Annotated in this window: 18 protein-coding genes; 10 read left to right on the top strand and 8 right to left on the bottom strand. The window is 72.4% G+C overall.

Annotated elements, in window-relative coordinates; genetic code table 11:
• Positions 1-7: 7 nt before the first annotated feature.
• From ACWDVB_RS30860 to ACWDVB_RS30890, 7 genes are all read left to right on the top strand, one after another.
• Positions 8-1,120: a cytochrome P450 gene (locus tag ACWDVB_RS30860; protein ID WP_451517747.1), complete on the top strand. Its 1,113-nt coding sequence runs from the start codon at positions 8-10 to the stop codon at positions 1,118-1,120.
• Positions 1,121-1,132: 12 nt separating this feature from the next.
• Positions 1,133-2,335, top strand: a complete 1,203-nt coding sequence (locus ACWDVB_RS30865) for a cytochrome P450 (RefSeq protein WP_451517746.1) — start codon at positions 1,133-1,135, stop codon at positions 2,333-2,335.
• A gap of 25 nt (positions 2,336-2,360) precedes the next feature.
• Complete coding sequence (locus ACWDVB_RS30870; RefSeq protein ID WP_451517745.1) at positions 2,361-2,579, top strand: ferredoxin; 219 nt, start codon at positions 2,361-2,363, stop codon at positions 2,577-2,579.
• Positions 2,580-2,737: 158 nt separating this feature from the next.
• A complete protein-coding gene (locus tag ACWDVB_RS30875; protein ID WP_451517744.1) occupies positions 2,738-3,334 on the top strand; it encodes a hypothetical protein in 597 nt (198 codons plus the stop codon).
• Complete coding sequence (locus tag ACWDVB_RS30880) at positions 3,331-4,698, top strand: peptidoglycan-binding protein (protein ID WP_451517743.1); 1,368 nt, start codon at positions 3,331-3,333, stop codon at positions 4,696-4,698. Before ACWDVB_RS30875 ends, ACWDVB_RS30880 begins: the two co-directional genes overlap by 4 nt.
• A 23-nt stretch (positions 4,699-4,721) precedes the next feature.
• Complete coding sequence (locus ACWDVB_RS30885) at positions 4,722-5,447, top strand: ABC transporter ATP-binding protein (protein ID WP_451517742.1); 726 nt, start codon at positions 4,722-4,724, stop codon at positions 5,445-5,447.
• Positions 5,444-6,694, top strand: coding sequence for an ABC transporter permease (locus tag ACWDVB_RS30890; RefSeq protein WP_451517741.1), 1,251 nt, complete (start codon positions 5,444-5,446; stop codon positions 6,692-6,694). The genes ACWDVB_RS30885 and ACWDVB_RS30890 overlap by 4 nt, the downstream gene beginning before the upstream one ends.
• A 100-nt stretch (positions 6,695-6,794) precedes the next feature.
• Here ACWDVB_RS30890 and ACWDVB_RS30895 read toward each other — a convergent pair whose 3' ends face one another.
• Positions 6,795-7,802, bottom strand: a complete 1,008-nt coding sequence (locus ACWDVB_RS30895; RefSeq protein WP_451517740.1) for an LLM class flavin-dependent oxidoreductase — start codon at positions 7,800-7,802, stop codon at positions 6,795-6,797.
• 77 nt (positions 7,803-7,879) lie between these two features.
• Between ACWDVB_RS30895 and ACWDVB_RS30900 the strand changes: the two genes are divergently transcribed.
• Entirely contained in the window at positions 7,880-8,368 is a 489-nt protein-coding gene (locus ACWDVB_RS30900; protein ID WP_451517739.1) for a phosphatase domain-containing protein, read from the top strand.
• 10 nt (positions 8,369-8,378) lie between these two features.
• On the opposite strand, the gene ACWDVB_RS30905 is transcribed toward ACWDVB_RS30900, so the two are convergent.
• Positions 8,379-9,659, bottom strand: a complete 1,281-nt coding sequence (locus ACWDVB_RS30905; RefSeq protein ID WP_451517738.1) for an MFS transporter — start codon at positions 9,657-9,659, stop codon at positions 8,379-8,381.
• Complete coding sequence (locus tag ACWDVB_RS30910; protein ID WP_451517737.1) at positions 9,656-10,894, bottom strand: aminotransferase class V-fold PLP-dependent enzyme; 1,239 nt, start codon at positions 10,892-10,894, stop codon at positions 9,656-9,658. The genes ACWDVB_RS30905 and ACWDVB_RS30910 overlap by 4 nt, the downstream gene beginning before the upstream one ends.
• On the opposite strand from ACWDVB_RS30910, the gene ACWDVB_RS30915 reads away from it, so the two are divergent.
• Positions 10,893-12,326 carry an aminotransferase-like domain-containing protein gene (locus tag ACWDVB_RS30915; protein ID WP_451517736.1) on the top strand — a complete coding sequence of 478 codons (1,434 nt, stop codon included), beginning with the start codon at positions 10,893-10,895 and terminating at the stop codon, positions 12,324-12,326. The genes ACWDVB_RS30910 and ACWDVB_RS30915 overlap by 2 nt on opposite strands.
• Positions 12,327-12,351: 25 nt before the next feature.
• On the opposite strand, the gene ACWDVB_RS30920 is transcribed toward ACWDVB_RS30915, so the two are convergent.
• Positions 12,352-12,573 carry a dodecin gene (locus ACWDVB_RS30920; RefSeq protein ID WP_451517735.1) on the bottom strand — a complete coding sequence of 74 codons (222 nt, stop codon included), beginning with the start codon at positions 12,571-12,573 and terminating at the stop codon, positions 12,352-12,354.
• A gap of 279 nt (positions 12,574-12,852) precedes the next feature.
• On the opposite strand from ACWDVB_RS30920, the gene ACWDVB_RS30925 reads away from it, so the two are divergent.
• Positions 12,853-14,103, top strand: a complete 1,251-nt coding sequence (locus tag ACWDVB_RS30925; RefSeq protein WP_451517753.1) for an extracellular solute-binding protein — start codon at positions 12,853-12,855, stop codon at positions 14,101-14,103.
• A 45-nt stretch (positions 14,104-14,148) separates the two neighbouring features.
• Here the strand turns inward: ACWDVB_RS30925 and egtD are convergent, their stop codons facing one another.
• From egtD to egtA, 4 genes are read right to left on the bottom strand one after another with little or no spacing between them, the layout of a single operon-like run.
• Complete coding sequence (egtD, locus tag ACWDVB_RS30930) at positions 14,149-15,111, bottom strand: L-histidine N(alpha)-methyltransferase (RefSeq protein WP_451517734.1); 963 nt, start codon at positions 15,109-15,111, stop codon at positions 14,149-14,151.
• Positions 15,108-15,863: an ergothioneine biosynthesis protein EgtC gene (gene egtC, locus ACWDVB_RS30935; RefSeq protein WP_451517733.1), complete on the bottom strand. Its 756-nt coding sequence runs from the start codon at positions 15,861-15,863 to the stop codon at positions 15,108-15,110. Before egtC ends, egtD begins: the two co-directional genes overlap by 4 nt.
• On the bottom strand, positions 15,863-17,209 hold the full coding sequence (egtB, locus tag ACWDVB_RS30940) for an ergothioneine biosynthesis protein EgtB (RefSeq protein ID WP_451517732.1): 1,347 nt from the start codon (positions 17,207-17,209) through the stop codon (positions 15,863-15,865). Before egtB ends, egtC begins: the two co-directional genes overlap by 1 nt.
• On the bottom strand, positions 17,206-18,555 hold the full coding sequence (gene egtA, locus ACWDVB_RS30945; RefSeq protein WP_451517731.1) for an ergothioneine biosynthesis glutamate--cysteine ligase EgtA: 1,350 nt from the start codon (positions 18,553-18,555) through the stop codon (positions 17,206-17,208). The genes egtB and egtA overlap by 4 nt, the downstream gene beginning before the upstream one ends.
• Positions 18,556-18,600: the final 45 nt, after the last annotated feature.

The following is an 18,600-nucleotide window of genomic DNA, read 5'->3' on the forward strand; positions in this document are numbered from 1 at the left end:
GCCGTCCATGCCCAAGCCGTTGAAGGGCCCCGATCAAGCGCCGCTCGTCAGGACCGTCGTGCCGGGGACCTCGGACCGTGCCTGGATCGCCAACGGCTACGACGAGGTGCGGGCGATCCTCAGTGACGACAGGTTCAGCACCATGCCGCCCGCGAAGACCCCCGAGGCCTCCCGGCGGCTGATCCAGCCCGGCAATCTCCTCCAGTACGACCCGCCCGAGCACACCCGGCTGCGCAGGATGCTGACCGGGGAGTTCACACTCCGGCGGGTCCGCGCTCTCGAACCCCTCGTCGAGGGCGTCGTGAAGGACCGCCTGGACGCCATGGAAGGCGCCGGGCAGCCGGTCGACCTCGTGGCCCACTTCGTCTGGCCGACCACCAGCCTGATCGGCTGCGGCCTGCTCGGCATCCCGCGCGACGACCAGGCGGAGCTGGTCCGCCACCTCGACACCAACCGCCTCGACAACCCCGACCGGGAACAGCGGGACATGGCGGGGACCGCCTACCTGGCCTACCTGGACAAGCTCATGCGGCAGAGGCGCCGCAACCCCGGCGACGACCTGCTCGGCAGGCTGATCCGCGACCACGGGGCGAGCCTCACCGACGCGGAGCTGACCGGCACCGCCGCGACCCTCCTGGCCTCCCTCGTCCCGATCACCGGCGGCACCCTGGGCCTGGGCCTCGTAGGGCTCCTGGAGAACCCGGACCAGCTCGCCCTGCTCATCGAACGCCCCGAACTGATCGACCACGCGGTGGAGGAAGTGATCCGCAGCGTGTCGATCATCCCGCACGCCTCGCCCCGCACCGCCACGCAGGACGTGACCGTCGGGGACCATGTGATCAGGTCCGGTGAGTTCGTGGCGTGTTCCCTGCTGGAGGCCAACGGAACCCGGCTGCCCGGAGAGCCGCAGGACACCCTCGACATCACCCGCGACAACAGCCACCACATGGCCTTCGGCCACGGCCTCCACTACTGCATGGGCGCGTCACTGGCCCGCATGGAGCTGCGGATAGCCATCTCGGAGCTGCTGCGCCGCTTCCCCAAGGTGCGGCTCGCGGTGGAGCGCGACGAGCTCCGCTTCACGGCCAGGACCGTGGAGACGCTCCCGGTGGCCTGGTAGGGGAGGAGTCACATGCCGCACGAGCCAGCGCCCGTCCCTCTGCACACCCGCCGCACCCGTTTCGATCCGGCCGACGAACTGCGCCGGCTGTCGGCCGATGGCCCCGTCACCAGGGTCAGCCTGGCACCCGGCACCGGGGACCGCCCCCTGTGGCTGGTCACCGGCTACGACGAGGTGCGCCAGGTCCTCGGTGACCAGGTCCGGTTCTCGACCAGCCGCTTCGGCGCCCGGACACCGGGACGGGCCGCGGCCCGGCGGCCCGACGACGGCATCGGGCTGCTCATGGACTACGACCCGCCCGAGCACACCCGGCTGCGGAAGATGCTGACGCCCGAGTTCACCGTCCGGCGGATGCGCAGACTCCAGCCCCGGATCGAGGCCATCGTCACGGAATGCCTCGACGCCGTGGAACGTGCCGGGCAACCCGCCGACCTCGTCGAGCTGTTCGCGTCCGCCGTCCCGGGCCCCGTGCTGTGCGAGCTGATCGGAGTACCGCGCGACGACCGCGACGACTTCCTGCGCCGCTGCCACGCCCACCTGGAGACCGGAAAGGCACGCGGGGAGCGGGCGGCCGCCGGGACGGCGTTCACCCGCTACCTTGCCGCGCTCGTGGCCCGCCAGCGCAAGGACCCCGACGAGGGTTTCCTCGGCATGCTGGTGCGCGACCACGGCGACGAGTTCACCGACAAGGAACTCCGGGGAATCTGCGTGCTGTTGATGCTCGCGGGCCTCGACAACATCTCCGGCATGCTGGGTCTGGGCGCGCTGGCGCTCCTGGAGAACCCCGGCCAGCTCGCCCTGGTCCGCGACGACCCCGCGGCCCTCGACCGGGGCATCGAGGAGCTGCTGCGCTATCTGTCCGTGCCGCACGCCCCCACGCCCCGCACCGCGCTGGAGGACATGGAGCTCGGCGGCAAGCGGATCAGAGCCGGTGACACCCTCGTCTGCTCGATCCCGCTGGCCAACCGCGACCCGGCGCTCATCGACGGGCCCGACCGGCTCGACGTCACCCGCGATCCCGTGCCGCACGTCGCGTTCGGACACGGCATTCACCACTGCCTCGGCGCGGCGCTGGCCCGCATGGAACTGCGCATCGGCTACGGGGAGCTGCTGCGCCGCTTCCCCGGTCTGCGCCTCGCGACACCTGCCGAGGACGTGGCGTTCAGGATCCGGTCGACCGCCTACGGGGTGGAGCGGCTGCCGGTCACCTGGTGAACCGGTAAGAGGAGGGAGAGACGGGATGGAGAGGGAAATACGGGTGGACCGAGACCGCTGTGCCGGTTCCGGTCTGTGCATGAGCTACCTGCCCGATGTCTTCGACCAGTCGGACGACGACGGCAAGGTGCTGCTCAGGACACCGCTGCCCGGCGCCGACGCGGCGGGGGCGGTGCGCGGCGTGGTCGCGAGGTGCCCGACCGGCGCGATCACCCTGCACGCGCGGGACGCGCAGGACGCGTAGGACACCGGGGACCACACCCCGGAGCAGTGACGGCCACGCGCCATCGGCACGTGGCCGTCCGGCATGCCCGCCCGCGAAACCGCCGGTGGTGAGCGCACTGTGCGTACGCCCGTCTCTGTGCCCGCCGTGTGACCGCCCGCCGCGTAGAAGTTTGGTCCATGTTCCTCACACACAAGCGAGCGACCGCGCACAGCCGAGTCGCATCCAAGCGAATCATCGCCCCCGCCCTCCTGGCCGCCTCCGTCCTCGTCACCGGCGCCGCCCTGACAGGCTGCTCCGGAGACTCCTCCGCCGCGTCGTCGGAGAAGGAGCCGTCACCTACGAGCGCCTTCGACCGGGCACTCGCCTACTCGGAGTGCATGCGGGGCAACGGAGTCCCCGACTTCCCGGACCCGCAGCAGGACAGCGGCGGCGTCAAGCTCACACCGGACGGCGGTGCCGACCCGAACTCCGACGCGTTCAAGAAGGCGCAGGAGGCATGCAAGGACAAGGCGCCGCAGGGCGTCGGCGGGGGTGGCGGAGGCGGCGGGGACACCATCGACTCCGCCAAGGTCGCGGCCTGGGCGAAGTGCCTGCGCAAGAACGGCGTACCGAAGTTCCCCGACCCCGAGATCAACGGTTCCAGCATGAACATCGACCTCGTCGCCGCCGGCGTCGACCCGCAGAGCTCCGAGTTCACCGAAGCCATGCAGACCTGCCAGAGCAAGTACCCGGGCGGGGGCGTCATGTTCGGGCCCGCCGGGGGTGGCCAGTGACTCCGGACGAGACCGACGAGCTGGCCGCGCCGGGCCGGTCCCCCGGGGCGTTGGAGCGCCACACCTCCGGCCAGGTGTCGACCAAGACGGCCAAGGACCTCGACACGGCCGTCGAGGAAGAGCCCGCCAAGGAGCTCGACCCGGCCGTCCAGGAGGACCCGGCCAAGGACGCGGAGGCGCGGGGCGGCACCCGCAGGCGCCGCCCGCTGCGCACCTCACTGATCGTGCTCGCGGCGACAGCCGTCGCCGCAGCCGCGGGCATCGCCGCCACCGGGACCCTCGGCGGCGACGGCGAGGGCTCCGCGAGCGCCGCCCCCGCCGGGCCGCCCGCCACCACGAAGGTGGAGCGGACCACGCTGACCGACTCCGAGACCGTGGACGGCAACCTCGGCTACGGCGACGCGCAGACCGTGCAGGCCCCGGCCACCTCGGCCGACACCGACACCGGAACCGACCGCTCCGGACAGGACGGCACCTCGGGCGGGGACGGGGGCGACGGCATCCTCACCTGGCTCCCCGAAGAGGGCAAGGTCATCAAACGCGGCGACACCGTCTACCGCGTCGACCAGCAGAAGGTCCCGCTCCTGTACGGCTCCTTCCCGCTCTACCGGACCCTGGAGCCGGGCACCGAGGGCGCCGACGTCGAGATGCTGGAGAAGAACCTCCGCGCCCTCGACTACACCGGCTTCACCGTCGACGACACGTACGACTCCGCCACGGCGGAGGCCGTGCGGAGGTGGCAGGACGACCTCAATCGCGAGGAGACCGGCACGGTCCGAACCGGCGACGCCCTCGTGGCCCCGGACGCCCGGCGCGTCGCGAAGACCAACGCCACCCCCGGCGCCGCGCTGAGCGGGAACCTGCTCTCCTGGACCGGCACCGAACGCACCGTCAGCGTCGACCTCGACGTGCAGTTCGAGGACCTGGTCGACAACGGCACCAAGGCCACGGTCAGGCTCCCGGACGACAGCACGGTCCAGGCCGAGGTGACGGACGTCGGCACACCCTCGACCTCCACCGGCGAGGACTCCGAGAGCGGATCGGGCGAGTCCGACTCCGGCGGGTCGGGCGGCAACGAAGACCCCACCCTGCCCGTCGAGCTGACGGTGAAGGACCAGAAGGGGCTCGGCCGGTACCAGGCCGCCGCCGTCGAGGTCACCCTGAAGGACGAGACCCGCAAGGACGTACTCGTGGTGCCCGTCAACGCCCTGGTGGCGCGGCAGGGAGGCGGCTACGCCCTGGAGGTCGTCACGGCGGACGGCACCGAGTACCGCCCGGTCGAGCTCGGCATGTTCGCCGACAGCAAGGTCGAGGTGTCCGGGCCCGGCATCAAGGAAGGCACCGTCGTGGGGGTCCCCAAGTGACCGCACCGCAACCGGAGTCGCCCATGGCCACCCGCCCCGTGGTCGAACTGGCCGGGGTCTCCAAGACGTACGGGGACGTCGCCGCGCTGCGCGGCGCCGACCTGGTCATCGGGCGCGGTGAACTCCTCGCCATCGTCGGCCCCTCGGGGTCGGGCAAGTCCACCATGCTCAACATCATGGGCACCCTGGACCGCCCCTCGGCGGGCATGGTGCACATCGACGGGCACGACGTGGCCGAGCTGAGCGACCGGGAGCTGTCCGCGCTGCGGGCCGGCACCATCGGCTTCGTCTTCCAGCAGTTCCATCTCTCCTCCGGCGTACCGGCGCTGGACAGCGTGGCGGACGGGCTGCTGTACAGCGGCAGGCCGCGCGGCGTACGGCGTCGCCTCGCCGAGCGGGCGCTGCGCCGGGTCGGCCTCGGCCACCGCCTCTACCACCAGCCGCACCAGCTCTCCGGCGGCGAGAAGCAGCGCGTGGCGATCGCGCGGGCCGTGCTCGGCGACCCACCGCTGCTCCTTGCCGACGAGCCCACCGGGGCGCTCGACTCGCGCTCCGGCGCGGTCGTCATCGAACTGCTGCACGAACTGCACGAGGCGGGGACGACGGTGGTCGTCATCACGCACGACCGGGACATCGCCTCGACCCTGCCCCGCGAGGTGCGGGTCAAGGACGGCCGCATCGAGCACGACTCGGGCGGCACCGGTGGCGGATCCTCCACTTCCCTCGTGCCCCAGGAGGCCGTGCGATGAGCGCGACGAACACGATCGGGGAGCTGGAGCGGCCGGTCAGCCCCGAGCCGCCACGGCGGCCCAGGCCGGCCCGGATGAGCCCGGCGGACGTGCTGCGGGTCGGCGGCTCCGGACTGCGCTCGCGCCCGATGCGGGTCTTCCTCTCGGCGCTCGGCATCGCCATCGGCATCGCCGCCATGGTCGGCGTGGTCGGCATTTCCACCTCCTCCACCGAGGACCTCGACCGTCGCCTCCAGGCGCTCGGAACCAACCTCCTGACCGTTACGCCCGGTCAGTCCTTCGCGGGCGACGCGGCGCATCTGCCCGCCGAGTCGGTCGAGATGATCGGCAACATGAAGGACGTGGAGTCGGTCTCCGCCATCGGCAAGACCAGTGCGAAGGTCTACCGCAACGACCACACTCCCAAGCAGGAGACCGGCGGCCTCTCCGTCGCCGCCGCCCGCACCGACCTGCCGAAGTCCGTCGGCGCGGAGATCGTCGACGGCCGCTGGCTGAACGCCGCCAACAGCCGCTACCCCGCCGCCGTCCTCGGCCCGAAGGCCGCCGAGCAGCTCGGTGTGCACCGGGCCGGGCCGGACGTGAAGGTATGGCTCGACGGTCGCTGGTACACCGTCGTCGGCCTGCTCGCCGCCAACGAACTGGTGCCCTCGCTGGACTCCTCGGTCCTGGTCGGCTGGGAGACCGCGGAGGAGCAACTGGACTTCGACGGTTACCCGACCAGCATCTACACCCGCGCCGAGGAATCCGCCGTGGGCGACGTCCAGAGCGTCCTGGGCGCCACCGCCAACCCGGAGACCCCCAGCGAGACCACCGTCTCCCGGCCCTCCGACGCGCTGGCCGCCAAGGAAGCCACCGACGACGCCCTGAGCGGACTCCTGCTCGGCCTCGGCGGTGTGGCCCTCCTCGTGGGCGGTGTCGGGGTGGCCAACACCATGGTCATCTCCGTGCTCGAACGCCGCTCCGAGATCGGCCTGCGCCGCTCGCAGGGCGCGACCCGTGGCCAGATCCGCACCCAGTTCCTGGCCGAGGCCCTGCTGCTGTCCGCCCTCGGCGGCCTCGGCGGCGTCCTCCTCGGCATAGCCGTCACCGGCGGATACGCCTCCTACCAGGGCTGGCCGTCGGTCGTCCCGCTCTGGGCGATGGCGGGCGGCGTGGGCGCCACGCTGGTCATCGGCGGCCTCGCCGGGTTCTACCCGGCCGTACGAGCCGCCCGGCTCCCCCCGACCGAGGCGCTGGCCACCACCTGAGACCGCGGTGCTTCCGCTGGAACCGTCCCCCGTGCCAGGGGGGCACCGCGCCCGTCCGTGTCACCCCGGGCCGATCCCGGCCGGCGGCGCGGACGGGACCTCAGGCCGACGTCAGCCCGGCGACCTCGGCCAGGCCCCGGAAGGAGTCCAGGAGGCCCTCACGGTCGTACGCACTGGTCGTCACCAGCACCTCCTGCGCGCCGCTCTCCTCGATCACGCGCTCCAGCTCGTCGGCGACCTGCTCGCGCGTGCCGTACACATGGCCGCGCAGCCCCGACTCGTAGAAACCGCGCTCCTTCTCCGTCATCGTCAGCGACTCCACGCGCTCGGCCGGCGGAAGCGGCGGGAACGTCCCGTGCGTACGGGAGTACGCCATCGACCAGGCCTCCGGTATCAGCAGCCGGCGCGCCGCCTCCTCGCTCCCGGCGACGGCGACCGTGCCCGCGATCACGACATACGGCTGCGCCAGCCACGGCGAGGGACGGAACGAGGCGCGGTACGCGTCGATGCCGCGCAGCATCTTCTCGCGGCCCCTGATGTCCCCGATGACCAGCGGGAGACCCGCGTCGGCGGCGATCGCGGCGCCTTCGCCGACGGCGAGGACGTACGGCGGGACGGTGAGCCCCTCCGCCGGACGGGCGCGCACACCGGTCCCGGACGTGCCGCGGAACCAGCCGAGCAGCTCGGTCAGTTGCGCGGCGAAGTCCTCCGCGTCGTGCTTGTCGCGCCCCAGCGCCTTGCGCACGCCGTCGGTGAACCCCACGGAACGGCCGAGCCCCATGTCGATCCGCCCCGGGAAGAGCGACTCCAGGACCCCGAACTGCTCCGCCACGACCAGCGACCGGTGGTTCGGCAGCATCACGCCGCCCGTGCCGACCCGGATGGTGCGGGTGGCCGCCGCGACCGCCGAGGCGAGGACCGTGGGCGCCGAGCCCGCGACGCCCGGCACGCCGTGGTGCTCGGAGACCCAGAAGCGGTGGTAGCCCAGCGCCTCCAGCTCCTGGGCCAGGCGCACGGTGTCGCGCAGGGCCTCGGGACCGTCGTGCCCCTCACGGGTGCGCGAACGGTCGAGGACGGAGAACCGGGTTGCCGCGATCACTGAGCTCACACCAGCTTCAACGTCCGCCGGCCGCCATGATTCCCGTCGACCCCCTCGATTCCTGTTGCCCTGATTACGCTGATGACGTGAGCGACGACAGCAGACCTCTGGCCGTGTTCGACCTGGACAACACCCTCGCGGACACCGCCCACCGGCAGCGCTACCTGGAGCGCGGGCCCCGCGACTGGAACGCCTTCTTCGCCGCGGCGCCCCAGGACCCGCCGCTGGCGCGCGGTGTCACGCTGGCCCTGGAGAGCGCGCAGGAGTGCGAGGTCGTCTACCTCACCGGCCGCCCCGAGCGCTGCCGCGCGGACACTGAATCCTGGCTGGAGCGCCACGGCCTGCCGGCCGGGCGCGTCTGGATGCGCCGTGACAACGACCGGCGCCCCGCCCGCCACACAAAGCTGCAGATCCTGCGGAACATGGCCCGCGACCGCGAGGTCCGCATGCTCGTGGACGACGACGAACTGGTCTGCGCCGAGGCGAGGCGCGCGGGTTTCAGGGTCGTACGGGCCGACTGGGCGGACACGTCCGAGGCCCTGAAGGACGCCCAGGAACGAGAGGGCCGCACCTGAGAGCTCGACTTCATCCGTCCGGTACCGACGGCAGGCCACGGAGTCGGCTCACCGGGGACAGGAACAGCGCGATCACCACGGCGGCGGAACCGGTCGCCGCCACGGTCAGCGCGCCATGGGCGCCGATCCGGCCGGACAGCAGGCCCGCGAACAGGCCGCCGAGTGCGCCGCCGCCGAACAGCAGGGTGCGGAAGACCGCCGTCATCCGGCCCATCATCGACTGCGGGGTACTGGACTGGCGCAGGCTGACGATGATGACGCCGGCGACGCCGAGTCCGAGGTAGGTGGTGAAGAAGGACAGGACGAACATCCCCACCATCACCGGACGTGGGCCGGCGGCCAGGACGATCAGCGTCGGGCCGATGAGAAGGGCCGACTGGGCGACGAGGTAGACAAGACCGAGCCGGAAGCGCCGGATGACCCTGCGGGAGATCGCCGCGCCGATGAGGCCGCCCACGGAGGCGGTGGCGAAGATGCCGCCGAGGGCTGTCGAGTCCAGATGCAGGTCATGCGTCCCGTACAGCAGGAACATGGTCCACACGGTCACCATGGAGAAGTTGCAGCAGAAGCCGATCAGGGCCAGCGACCGCAGGACCGGGTTCTTCAGCACCCAGCGCAGGCCGTCCCGCAGCTCGGTCGGCCAGTGCCGTCGTACGGGCGGCGCCTCGGGACGGGGCTCGGCCGTGCGGATGAGCAGCAGCGAGATCAGGGACACCAGATAGGAGAAGGCGTCGAGGATCAGTGCCACGGGCGCGGTCAGGGCGCCGACCAGGACACCGGCGAGTCCGGGCCCCGCCACATCGGCCGCCGATGAGCTGACCCCCATCTTGGCGCCGGCTTCGACATAGTGCTTCGGGTCGCGTACGAGCGTGGGTACGTACGACATCCAGCTCACGTCGAACAGCACCGAGGCGACGCCGACCGCGCAGGCGATCGCCAGCAGCGAGACCATGCTGAGCGCGTCCGTCCAGTACAGGACGGGCACGAGCGCCAGCAGGAGCATCCGGACGAGGTTGGCGCCGAGCATGATGCGCCGCCGCCGGGCCCGGTCCACCCACACCCCGAAGACCAGGGCGAGACCGAGATACGGGACGAGTTGCAGGAACCGCAGGACACCGACCTGCTCGTCGGTGGCGTCGAAGGCGATGATCGCGGTCAGCGGCAGGGCGAGGTTCGTGACCTGGGTGCCGAGGAGCGAGAGAGTCTCGCCGAGCCAGAACTTGAGGAAGTCGCCGTTGCGCCAGAGGCTTTCCGGGTGTGCCTCCGGGGTGTGCGTCGTGGTGGCCGTCATCGCCGTCCCCGGCCGACGAGCTCCGCGACCGCGTCGGCGACGTGGTCCACCTCTTCCTCGGTGTTGTAGTAGTGCGGCGACAGGCGCAGGCACCAGTCGACGTTCTTGTCCCCGAAGTCGAACTGGGCGAACTCACGGAAGCTGAGCGCCGAGTTGATGCCGCGGGCGTCCATGGCCGCCTTGAACGGCCGCGGCTGCCGGTCCGCCACGGCGAAGGTGACGAGCGCGGCGAGGAGCGGGCCGCGGTCCAGCACCCGCACCCCGGGGATCGGTGCGAGCCGCTCGCGCAGCCGGGCCGCGAGCGCCGGGGTGCGCCGCTCTATGGCCTCGATACCGACCTCGCGGGCATAGCGCGTGGCGGCGGCGCTGCCGAGGACCGTGGCATAGGGGACCTCCCACTCCTCGAACCGGGCCGCCGTCCGCACGGGTTCGTAGCGGCCCGGCTCGGTCCAGCGGGCGCCGTGCATGTCGATGAACAGCGGTTCGTACCCCGCGCGCAGGACGCGGTCGGACACGTACAGGAATCCGGAACCGCGCGGACCACGCAGGAATTTGCGGCAGGTGGCGGTGAGGAGGTCGCAGCCGATCTCCTCCACGTCGATGACGAACTGGCCCACCGACTGGCAGGCGTCGACCAGGTAGAGCAGCTCCGACTCGCGGCAGTGGCGGCCGATTTCGGCGACGGGCGAGACGAGGCCCGAGTTGGTGGGGACATGGGTGGCGGACACCAGGCGGGGGCGGTGGGTCCGCATCAGCGCGGCCATCGCCTCCACGTCGACCCCGCCCTCCGGGGTGTTGGGCGCGTGGATGACACGTACGCCGAACCGCTTGCGCAGGGAGAGGAAGGCGATCTGGTTGGAGACGAAGTCGTCGCGGGTGGTGAGGATGGTGTCGTCGGGCTCGAACGGGATCGAGGACAGGGCGTTGGCGTAGGCGTGGGTGGCGCTGCCCGCGAAGGCGATGTTGTCGGGCGTGGTGTTGATGAGGGCGGCGATCTCCGTGTAGAACTCGCGGACTTCGGCGGCTCGGGCGGCCGACGCCTCGTAACCACCGATCCGCGCCTCGAGGTTCAGATGGCCGACCATCGCGTCGGTCACGGGCGTGGGCGGCAGTCCGCAGCCCGCGTTGTTGAAGTGGATGACCTGGCGGCACCCCGGAGTGTCGGACCGCAGTGCGGCGACGTCCAGCTGAAGTGCTTCCCGACCCGACTCAGTAGCGCTATTGTGATCTCTCATGAATGACAGTAGCACTTCTGATGAGTTGGCCGACAGTCTCCGTCTGCTGCTCTCCCGGCTGTCGCCGGGCGACCGGCTGCCGAGCAGCCGGGAGCTGATCAAGGAGTACCGGGTCGGCCCCGCGACGGTGGCGCGGGCCATCGCCGCACTGGCCGCCGAGGGCGCGGTGGTGACCCGCCCGGGCAGCGGGACGTTCGCGGCGCCGCGCAACCGGCTCGGGGGCGAAGCCGCCAGCGGCGGCACGGATACCGGCTGGCAGACGGTCGCCCTCACCGACCGCACCGTCGACACCCACCTGATCGCCGACCCGCTCGGCCCGCCACCGGCCGGGACGATCACCATGGACGGCGGCTATGTGCACCGCTCGCTCCAGCCCACCCGGGTCCTGGGCGCGGCGCTGGCGCGCGCGGCACGCCGTCCGGACGCCTGGGACAGGGCCCCCTCCGGCGGTCTGATGGCGCTGCGCACCGTGCTCGCCCGGATCGTCGGCGGCAGCGTGGCACCCGGGGACGTGCTGGTCACCGCCGGCGGGCAGAGCGCCCTGTCGATCGCGTTCCGGGGTATCGCCGGGCCCGGCAGCCCGGTCCTGGTGGAGTCCCCCACCTATCCCCGGGCCCTGGCCGCCGCCCGCGCCGCGGGGCTGCGGCCTGTTCCGGTGCCGCTCGACGCCGACGGCCTGCGGCCGGACATGCTGGCCGACGCGTTCGCGATGACCGGCGCGCGGCTGCTGTACTGCCAGCCGACGTTCCAGAACCCGACCGGTACCGTGCTGGCGCCCGACCGGCGCCGCCAGATCCTCGATGTGGCGCGCGCCTCGGGCGCGTTCGTGCTGGAGGACGACTTCGCGCGGCACCTGGGACACGGCCGCGCCGTGCCGCGCCCGCTGGTCGCCGACGACCGCGACGGCACGGTCGTCCACGTCACCTCACTCACCAAGCCCGCCGCGCCGAGCCTGCGGATCGGGGCGCTGGTGGCCCGCGGGCCGGTCATGGAGCGCATGCGGGCGGTGCGCCTGGTCGACGACTTCTTCGTCACCCGCCCGCTCCAGGAAGCCGCGCTTGAGGTGCTCAGCTCCCCGTCCTGGGACCGGCACGTCCGCTCTCTCGGTACGGCACTGCGGGAGCGGTGCGCGGTGCTGGCCGCCGCGCTCACCCAGGAGATGCCCGGCGCGACCCTGACCGGGCTGCCGGCGGGCGGGTTGCACCTGTGGGTTCGCCTGCCGTCGGGCGTGGACGACACCGTCCTCACCGGCGCCGCCCGGCAGCGCGGCGTCACCGTCAGCGCCGGCGGCCACTACTTCGCCGCCGAGCCGCCGGCGGCTCACCTGCGGATCGGGTTCGCCGCGGCCGCCGACCACGCCGAACTGAAGGAGGGCGCACGTCGGCTGGGAGCCGCGTTCACGGACCTCGACCTCGGTCCGCAGGAGGGGTGAGCGGGGGCCCGGTTCCGCGCAGCGCCTACGCCTCGTCGCCGTCCTCCAGGCGGAACCCGACCTTCAGCCCCACCTGGTAATGCTGGATCTGTCCGTCCTCGATGTGCCCCCGCACCTGCGTGACCTCGAACCAGTCCAGGGAGCGAAGCGTCTGCGAGGCCCGCGCGATGCCGTTGCGGATCGCCTGGTCGACGCCCTCGTGCGAGGTGCCGACGATCTCGGTGACGCGGTACGTGTGGTCCGACATGAGGGGGTTCCTCCCGGCCGTGGGTGACATCGTGGAGTGCGTCACTCCACGGTGCACCAGCGCGCGCCCGCGCGCGAGATGGCGTATCCAACGGATGACCGTCGGCGTGTCCGTCGGCGTGTCTGTGGGCTCACCCCCTTGACCAGTCCATTGGTACGGACCAAAATCCAGCCAGTACCCGTTCGAGCCACCTGCTCACCCCCCGCGTCGGGCTGACCTTCCCCTGTCCGCAGGCAGAAAGTGACCCACGTGAAGCCGCACCGCCGCGCCGTCATACCCATGGCGCTCGCCCTCTCCTCCGCCGTCCTGCTCGCCGGGTGCGGCCTGCTGCCCGGGGGAGACGAGCGCAGGACCGTCACCGTCTGGCTGATGCGGGGCAGCGCCTCACCGGAGTTCGTCGAGCGCTTCACCGAGGAGTTCGAGAAGGAGCACGACGCCATCGACCTGGACATCCGGGTCCAGGAGTGGACGGGCATCGGCGCCAAGGTCAAGAAGGTGCTCAAGGAGAAGGACGGCGAGGGACCCGACGTCATCGAGGTCGGCAACACCCAGGTCGCCCAGTACGTCGACGAGGGCGGCCTGTACGACCTCACCCTGGAGTCCGCGCGCGACCTCGGCATGGACGACTGGCTGCCGGGCCTCGCCGAGCCGGGCCGCTACAACGGCGCCCAGTACGGCATCCCCTGGTACGCCGCCAACCGCGTCGTCATCTACAACAAGGACCTCTTCGCGAAGGCGGGCATCAAGCGGCCGCCCCGCACCCGCGAGGAGTGGACGGCGGACACCGAGAAGCTCAACACCGGCGGGAACCAGGGCATCTACCTCGCGGGCCAGGACTGGTACACGCTCGCCGGGTTCATCTGGGACGAGGGCGGCGACCTCGCCAAGGAGACCAAGGAGTCCTCCGGCGACTGGCGCGGCAGCCTCCATTCGGCGGCGGCGCTGCGCGGCATGGCGTTCTACCAGCGCCTCCAGGCACTCGGCCAGGGCCCGCGCGACGCCGACGAGGAGCATCCGGCGCAGGCCGGCGTGTTCGCGGGCGGTGACGTCGCCCAGATCGTCGCGGTGCCCGGCGCGGCGCGGGCCATCGAGGAGAAGAACCCCGACCTGAAGGGCAAGCTCGGCTACTTCCCGATCCCCGGCAAAACGGCGGGCAAGCCCGGCGCCGTCTTCACCGGGGGCTCCGACCTCGTCGTGCCCGAGCACAGTGACGACCACGAGGGCGCCGTCGAGGTGATCGAGGCCCTGGCGGGCGAGAAGTGGCAGACCGATCTGGCCAGGACCATGAACTACGTACCCAACAAGGCGAAGCTGGCCCCGGCCGTCGCGGGCGAGGAGGGCGCCGCGGCGATGGCCGTCGGCGCGGCCAACGGCCGGGCGACCCCGAACTCCCCGCGCTGGGCGGCCGTCGAGGCCGACAACCCCATCAAGGGCTATATGACCGCGGTCCTGACGGGCGGCGACCCGGAGACCGAGGCCCGCAAGGCCTCCCGCGAGATCACCAAGGCGCTGAGCATCGGCGGGCTGTGACGGACGGCCCGGCGCCGTACACGTTCGTACGGCGCCGGGCCCGCCTCACACCGGCGTGCTCAGCGACAGCGCGAAGCGGCCCCGCTCGTCCGTCCACCAGTGCGTCAGGTCCAGAGCGGCGCCCGCCAGTTCGGCCCGCACGCCGTCCTGCCTGAACTTCGCCGAGATCTCCGTGCGCGTCTCCTCACCGGCGGCGAAGTCGACGGCCAGATCGAGTGCGGGAACCTTCACCGTCTGGTCGGCCGTGGAACGCAGCCGCATCTCGATCCACTCCCGTCCGCGGTCCCAGACAGCGACATGCTCGAAGGCCGCCGGGTCGAAGTCCGCGCCCAGCTCGCGGTTGATCACCGACAGGACGTTCTTGTTGAACGAGGCCGTCACACCCGACGCGTCGTCGTACGCCGAGACGAGCACCGACTCGTCCTTCACCAGGTCCGTGCCGAGGAGCAGCGCGTCACCGGGGGAGAGGAGGTCGCGCACCGAGGAGAGGAACGCCGCGCGTTCGGTGGGCAGCAGATTGCCGATCGTGCCGCCGAGGAACGCGACCAGGCGCGGCCCCGGCGTGCCCGGCAGCGCCAGACCCCGCGTGAAGTCGGCGATCAGGGCGTGCACGTCGAGCGAGGGCCGCTGAGCGAGCAGGGTGTTGGCCGCGCCGGTCAGCGCGCTCTCGCTGACGTCCACGGGGACGTAGGTGTGCAGGGTGGTCATGGCGTCGATCAGGTGGCGGGTCTTCTCCGAGGAACCCGAGCCCAGCTCGATCAGGGTGCGCGCACCGGTGATCCCGGCGATCTCGGCGGCACGGGAGACCAGGATCTCGCGCTCGGCGCGGGTCGGGTAGTACTCGGGAAGGGTGGTGATCTCCTCGAAGAGGGCGCTGCCGCGCGCGTCGTAGAACCACTTGGGCGGCAGCGACTTCGGGGTGCGGGTCAGGCCGTGCAGTACGTCGGCGCGCAGTGCGGCGCCGGTGGCGTCCTCGGGCAGGGTACGGGTCAGCAGGAACGGGCTCACGCGGGTGGCTCCTTGAGCGGTGTCAGCAGTACGTCGGTGTGGCTTGCGGCGAGCAGGGTGCGGTCGGGCACCTCGCACCAGTGCGGGTCGTCGTCGTAGGGCTCGGAGGCGACCACGGTGCGGCGGCCGGGCTCCGCGAGATACCAGAGCGTGTCGCCCCAGGTGGTCGCGGTGATCGTGTCGCCGTCGGTCAGGAGAAGGTTCAGGCGCGATGCGGGGGCCGCCTCGGCGACCTCAAGGACGGTGTCGGCCAGGGCCTGCCCGGCCTCGTCGCCGCGCCGCAGCCGGTGCAGGACGAGCGCCCACACCAGCGCGGAGTCGCAGCGCGCCTCCATCGAGAGCAGCTCGGCGGGCGGCAGGCCCTCGGCGAGCGCGGCGAGCGAGCGGGGCCAGCCCGTCACCGCGCCGTTGTGGCTGAACAGCCAGGGCCCGGCGGAGAACGGCGCGGCCGCGGCCTCCCCGTCCGCGCCCGCCAGCGTGGCGTCGCGCACCGCCGCGAGCAGCGCCCCGGAGCGCACGACCCGGGCGAGGTCGGCGAAGGACTGGTCGCCCCAGATCGGCCCGGTGCGGCGGTAGCGGGCGGGAGCGGGGTCCCCGTCCGCGTACCAGCCCACTCCGAAGCCGTCGGCGTTGACCGTGCCGTAACGCTGGCGGCGCGGCGCCCACGACTGGCGGTACAGGCCGTGCGCGGGCTCCACGAGAAGGCTTCCCAGCGCCACCGGCGGGCCGAGATAGGCGAAGTGGCGGCACATCAGGAAGCCTCCGGGGCCGGAACCGCCTCGGACGGTCCCGCGTCCCGCGCCGTGCGGAACCCGGAGAAGATCTGCCGCCGCACCGGGTGGTCCCAGTTGCGGAACGTGCCCCGGCAGGCCACCGCGTCCACGGAGAACGCCCCGCCGCGCAGCACCTTGTAGTCGCCGCCGAAGAAGACGTCCGAGTACTCGCGGTAGGGGAAGGCGGCGAAGCCGGGGTAGGGCAGGAAGTCGCTGGACGTCCACTCCCACACGTCACCGATCAACTGCCGCACACCGAACGGTGACTCGCCCGCCGGATAGCTGCCCGCGGGGGCCGGACGCAGATGCCGCTGCCCCAGGTTCGCCCGCTCGGGCGTGGGATCCGCGTCGCCCCACGGGTAGCGCGTGGAGCGGTCGGCCACCGGATCGTGCCGGGCGGCCTTCTCCCACTCCACCTCGCTGGGCAGGCGCCGGCCCGCCCAGCGCGCGTACGCGTCGGCCTCGTACCAGCTGACATGCAGCACCGGCTCGTCGGCGGGCACCGGCTCGACCGTCCCGAAGTGACGCCGCAGCCACTGCCCGCCCTCGCGACGCCAGAACAGCGGGGCGCGGAGCCCGTTCTGGCGGACCGTCGCCCAGCCCGCCGGAGCCCACCAGCGCATCTCCTCATAGCCGCCGTCGTCGATGAAACGCTGGTACGCGGCGTTCGTCACCGGCGTGGTGTCGATGAGGAACGGTGGGACCGTGCGGCGGTGCGCGGGGCGTTCGTTGTCCAGGGCCCACGGCTCGGTGGAGGTGCCCATCGTGAACGGGCCGCCCGGTACGAGGACCTCGTCCGGCCCGGTGAAGGGCGGGCCGGGCTCCGGGTCCGGCGCGGTGAGCGCGGCGGGGCCCGAGCGCAGCTGGTGCGTGATGAGCATGGTCTCGTCGTGCTGCTGCTCGTGCTGCGCGATCATCCCGAACGCGAAACCGGCGTCGGTGAGCGCGCTGCCGCGCAGCGGCGTCCTCTCCAGCACGTCGAGCGCGCGGCCCCGCACCTCGGCCGCGTAGCCGCGGGCCTCGGCGGGCGCGAGCAGCGGGAGGCTCGGCCGCTCGGCGCGGGGATGCTCGAAGGCGTCGTAGAGCGAGTCGATCTCGGGCCGCATGGCGTCGCGGCCCGCGACCGCGCGCAGCAGCCACTGCTCCTCCTGGTTGCCTATGTGCGCGAGGTCCCAGACCAGCGGCGACATCAACGGCGAGTGCTGCGCCGTCAGTTCGGCGTCCTCGACACATGTGGTGAGCAGGGTGGTGCGGTCCCGGGCGGCGAGGAGCGCGGCGAGCGCGCGCTCGCGCAGGGCTTCCGGGTCGGTGGTGGAGCCGTTCATCGGCGGGCGTCCTTCCCCGTGGTGTCCTGGTGTCGAAGTGCGTCGCCCAGGCCGTCCAGCAGGTCGTCCGCCGGGCAGCGGCCCCGCGCGACATACTGCTCGGCGTACGTCGCGACGGCGTCCCTCATCGATGCGTCCGCGCCCATCCGGGGCAGCGCGTCGACGGCGGCGGCGAAGCAGGTGACGGCGGCCTCGCGCAGCTCGGCGTCGGCCGGGCCGTGGCGCGCCGCGTCCAGCCAGAGCGTGCTGTGCGGCGCTGTGGCGGAACCCTGCCGCCCGTCCTGCCCGTCCCGCTCGGCGAGCGGCTTGACGGCCCGGTAGGCGGTCTCGGACGCCTGCGGGTCGTCGAACAGCGCGCTCGTCACGGCGAGCGGCACGATCCAGCCGTCCTCGCCCGGCTGGGCGTCGACCATGCGCAGCTCCAGGTGGCCGCGCGGGCGTACCGGCGGGAACAGCGTGGTGAGGTGGTAGTCGAGATCGTCGCGGGTCGGCGGCCGGGGCAGGCGCGAACGGGTCCAGGCGCGGAAGGTGAGCCCTTCCGGGACGGTCCAAGGGCCCTCGCCCGGCGCGCCCTTGACACACATCACCGGCGCGTCCAGGGCGTGCCGTGTCCAGGTCTCGCGCGCTTCCCCGTCGAGCGGCGGGGCGCCGGATCTGCCGGGCTCGATGCCCGCCCACACGGCCTGCCGGGTGGACCGCCAGCCGGTGGGACGGCCGTCCTGGAGCGGGGAGTTGGCGAACGCGGCGACCAGGACCGGCCCCAGCAGATGGGCGAGGCGCCAGCGGCGCGCGTAGCCGAGCGGGCCCGGCTCCTCGTACCCGGCGTCCAGACAGACCTGCACGGACGCCGTCGAGCACATCATGCGGCGCCCGGCGGGGCCGCCGCGGTCGAGGGAGGCCTCCAGCGCGTCATAGCGCGGCTCGCGCAGGATCCGCGACGGCGGGCGCCACGGGTCGGCGCCGACCCCGCTGAGGGTGAGGCGGTGGGAGCCCAACACGTCACGGACGAGGTCGAGGTCGGCTCGCATGGCCGACACGCACTCCGTCAGGGAAGCGGCGGGCAGCGAGCTGAGCTCCAGCTGGCCGCCGGGTTCGACGGTGAGCGACGCGTTCAGGGGCAGGGCCCGCAGTGCGGCGTAGGCCGCTTCGAGGCGGGCGGCGGGGACGGGCAGATGGGCCAGTCCGGGCTCGTGGACGAGCCATTCCAGTTCGACACCGGTGATGCGGGGCGGTCCTGTCTTGAAGCAGATGCCGCGGACCAGGGCCTCCACTTCCGCCTCGGTCACCGTGTCCGGTGCCTTCGTGTCGGGCGGAGTGCGGTGTTGCGTACAGTCTCCCTCGGACATGCGGGGGATCCTTCCAGTCGAGAGTGCTCGTCACACCCAAAACCC

This window comes from Streptomyces sp. NPDC003379 (assembly GCF_053589195.1).

Bases quoted from the DNA above. Each gene is read 5' to 3' on its own strand.
- ACWDVB_RS30860 (WP_451517747.1), top strand. From the start codon at position 8: ATGCCCAAGCCGTTGAAGGGCCCCGATCAAGCGCCGCTCGTCAGGACC.
- ACWDVB_RS30865 (WP_451517746.1), top strand. From the start codon at position 1,133: ATGCCGCACGAGCCAGCGCCCGTCCCTCTGCACACCCGCCGCACCCGT.
- ACWDVB_RS30870 (WP_451517745.1), top strand. From the start codon at position 2,361: ATGGAGAGGGAAATACGGGTGGACCGAGACCGCTGTGCCGGTTCCGGT.
- ACWDVB_RS30875 (WP_451517744.1), top strand. From the start codon at position 2,738: ATGTTCCTCACACACAAGCGAGCGACCGCGCACAGCCGAGTCGCATCC.
- ACWDVB_RS30885 (WP_451517742.1), top strand. From the start codon at position 4,722: ATGGCCACCCGCCCCGTGGTCGAACTGGCCGGGGTCTCCAAGACGTAC.
- ACWDVB_RS30890 (WP_451517741.1), top strand. From the start codon at position 5,444: ATGAGCGCGACGAACACGATCGGGGAGCTGGAGCGGCCGGTCAGCCCC.
- ACWDVB_RS30905 (WP_451517738.1), bottom strand. From the start codon at position 9,659: ATGACGGCCACCACGACGCACACCCCGGAGGCACACCCGGAAAGCCTC.
- ACWDVB_RS30915 (WP_451517736.1), top strand. From the start codon at position 10,893: ATGAATGACAGTAGCACTTCTGATGAGTTGGCCGACAGTCTCCGTCTG.
- ACWDVB_RS30910 (WP_451517737.1), bottom strand. From the start codon at position 10,894: ATGAGAGATCACAATAGCGCTACTGAGTCGGGTCGGGAAGCACTTCAG.
- ACWDVB_RS30920 (WP_451517735.1), bottom strand. From the start codon at position 12,573: ATGTCGGACCACACGTACCGCGTCACCGAGATCGTCGGCACCTCGCAC.
- ACWDVB_RS30925 (WP_451517753.1), top strand. From the start codon at position 12,853: ATGGCGCTCGCCCTCTCCTCCGCCGTCCTGCTCGCCGGGTGCGGCCTG.
- egtC (WP_451517733.1), bottom strand. From the start codon at position 15,863: ATGTGCCGCCACTTCGCCTATCTCGGCCCGCCGGTGGCGCTGGGAAGC.
- egtB (WP_451517732.1), bottom strand. From the start codon at position 17,209: ATGAACGGCTCCACCACCGACCCGGAAGCCCTGCGCGAGCGCGCGCTC.
- egtA (WP_451517731.1), bottom strand. From the start codon at position 18,555: ATGTCCGAGGGAGACTGTACGCAACACCGCACTCCGCCCGACACGAAG.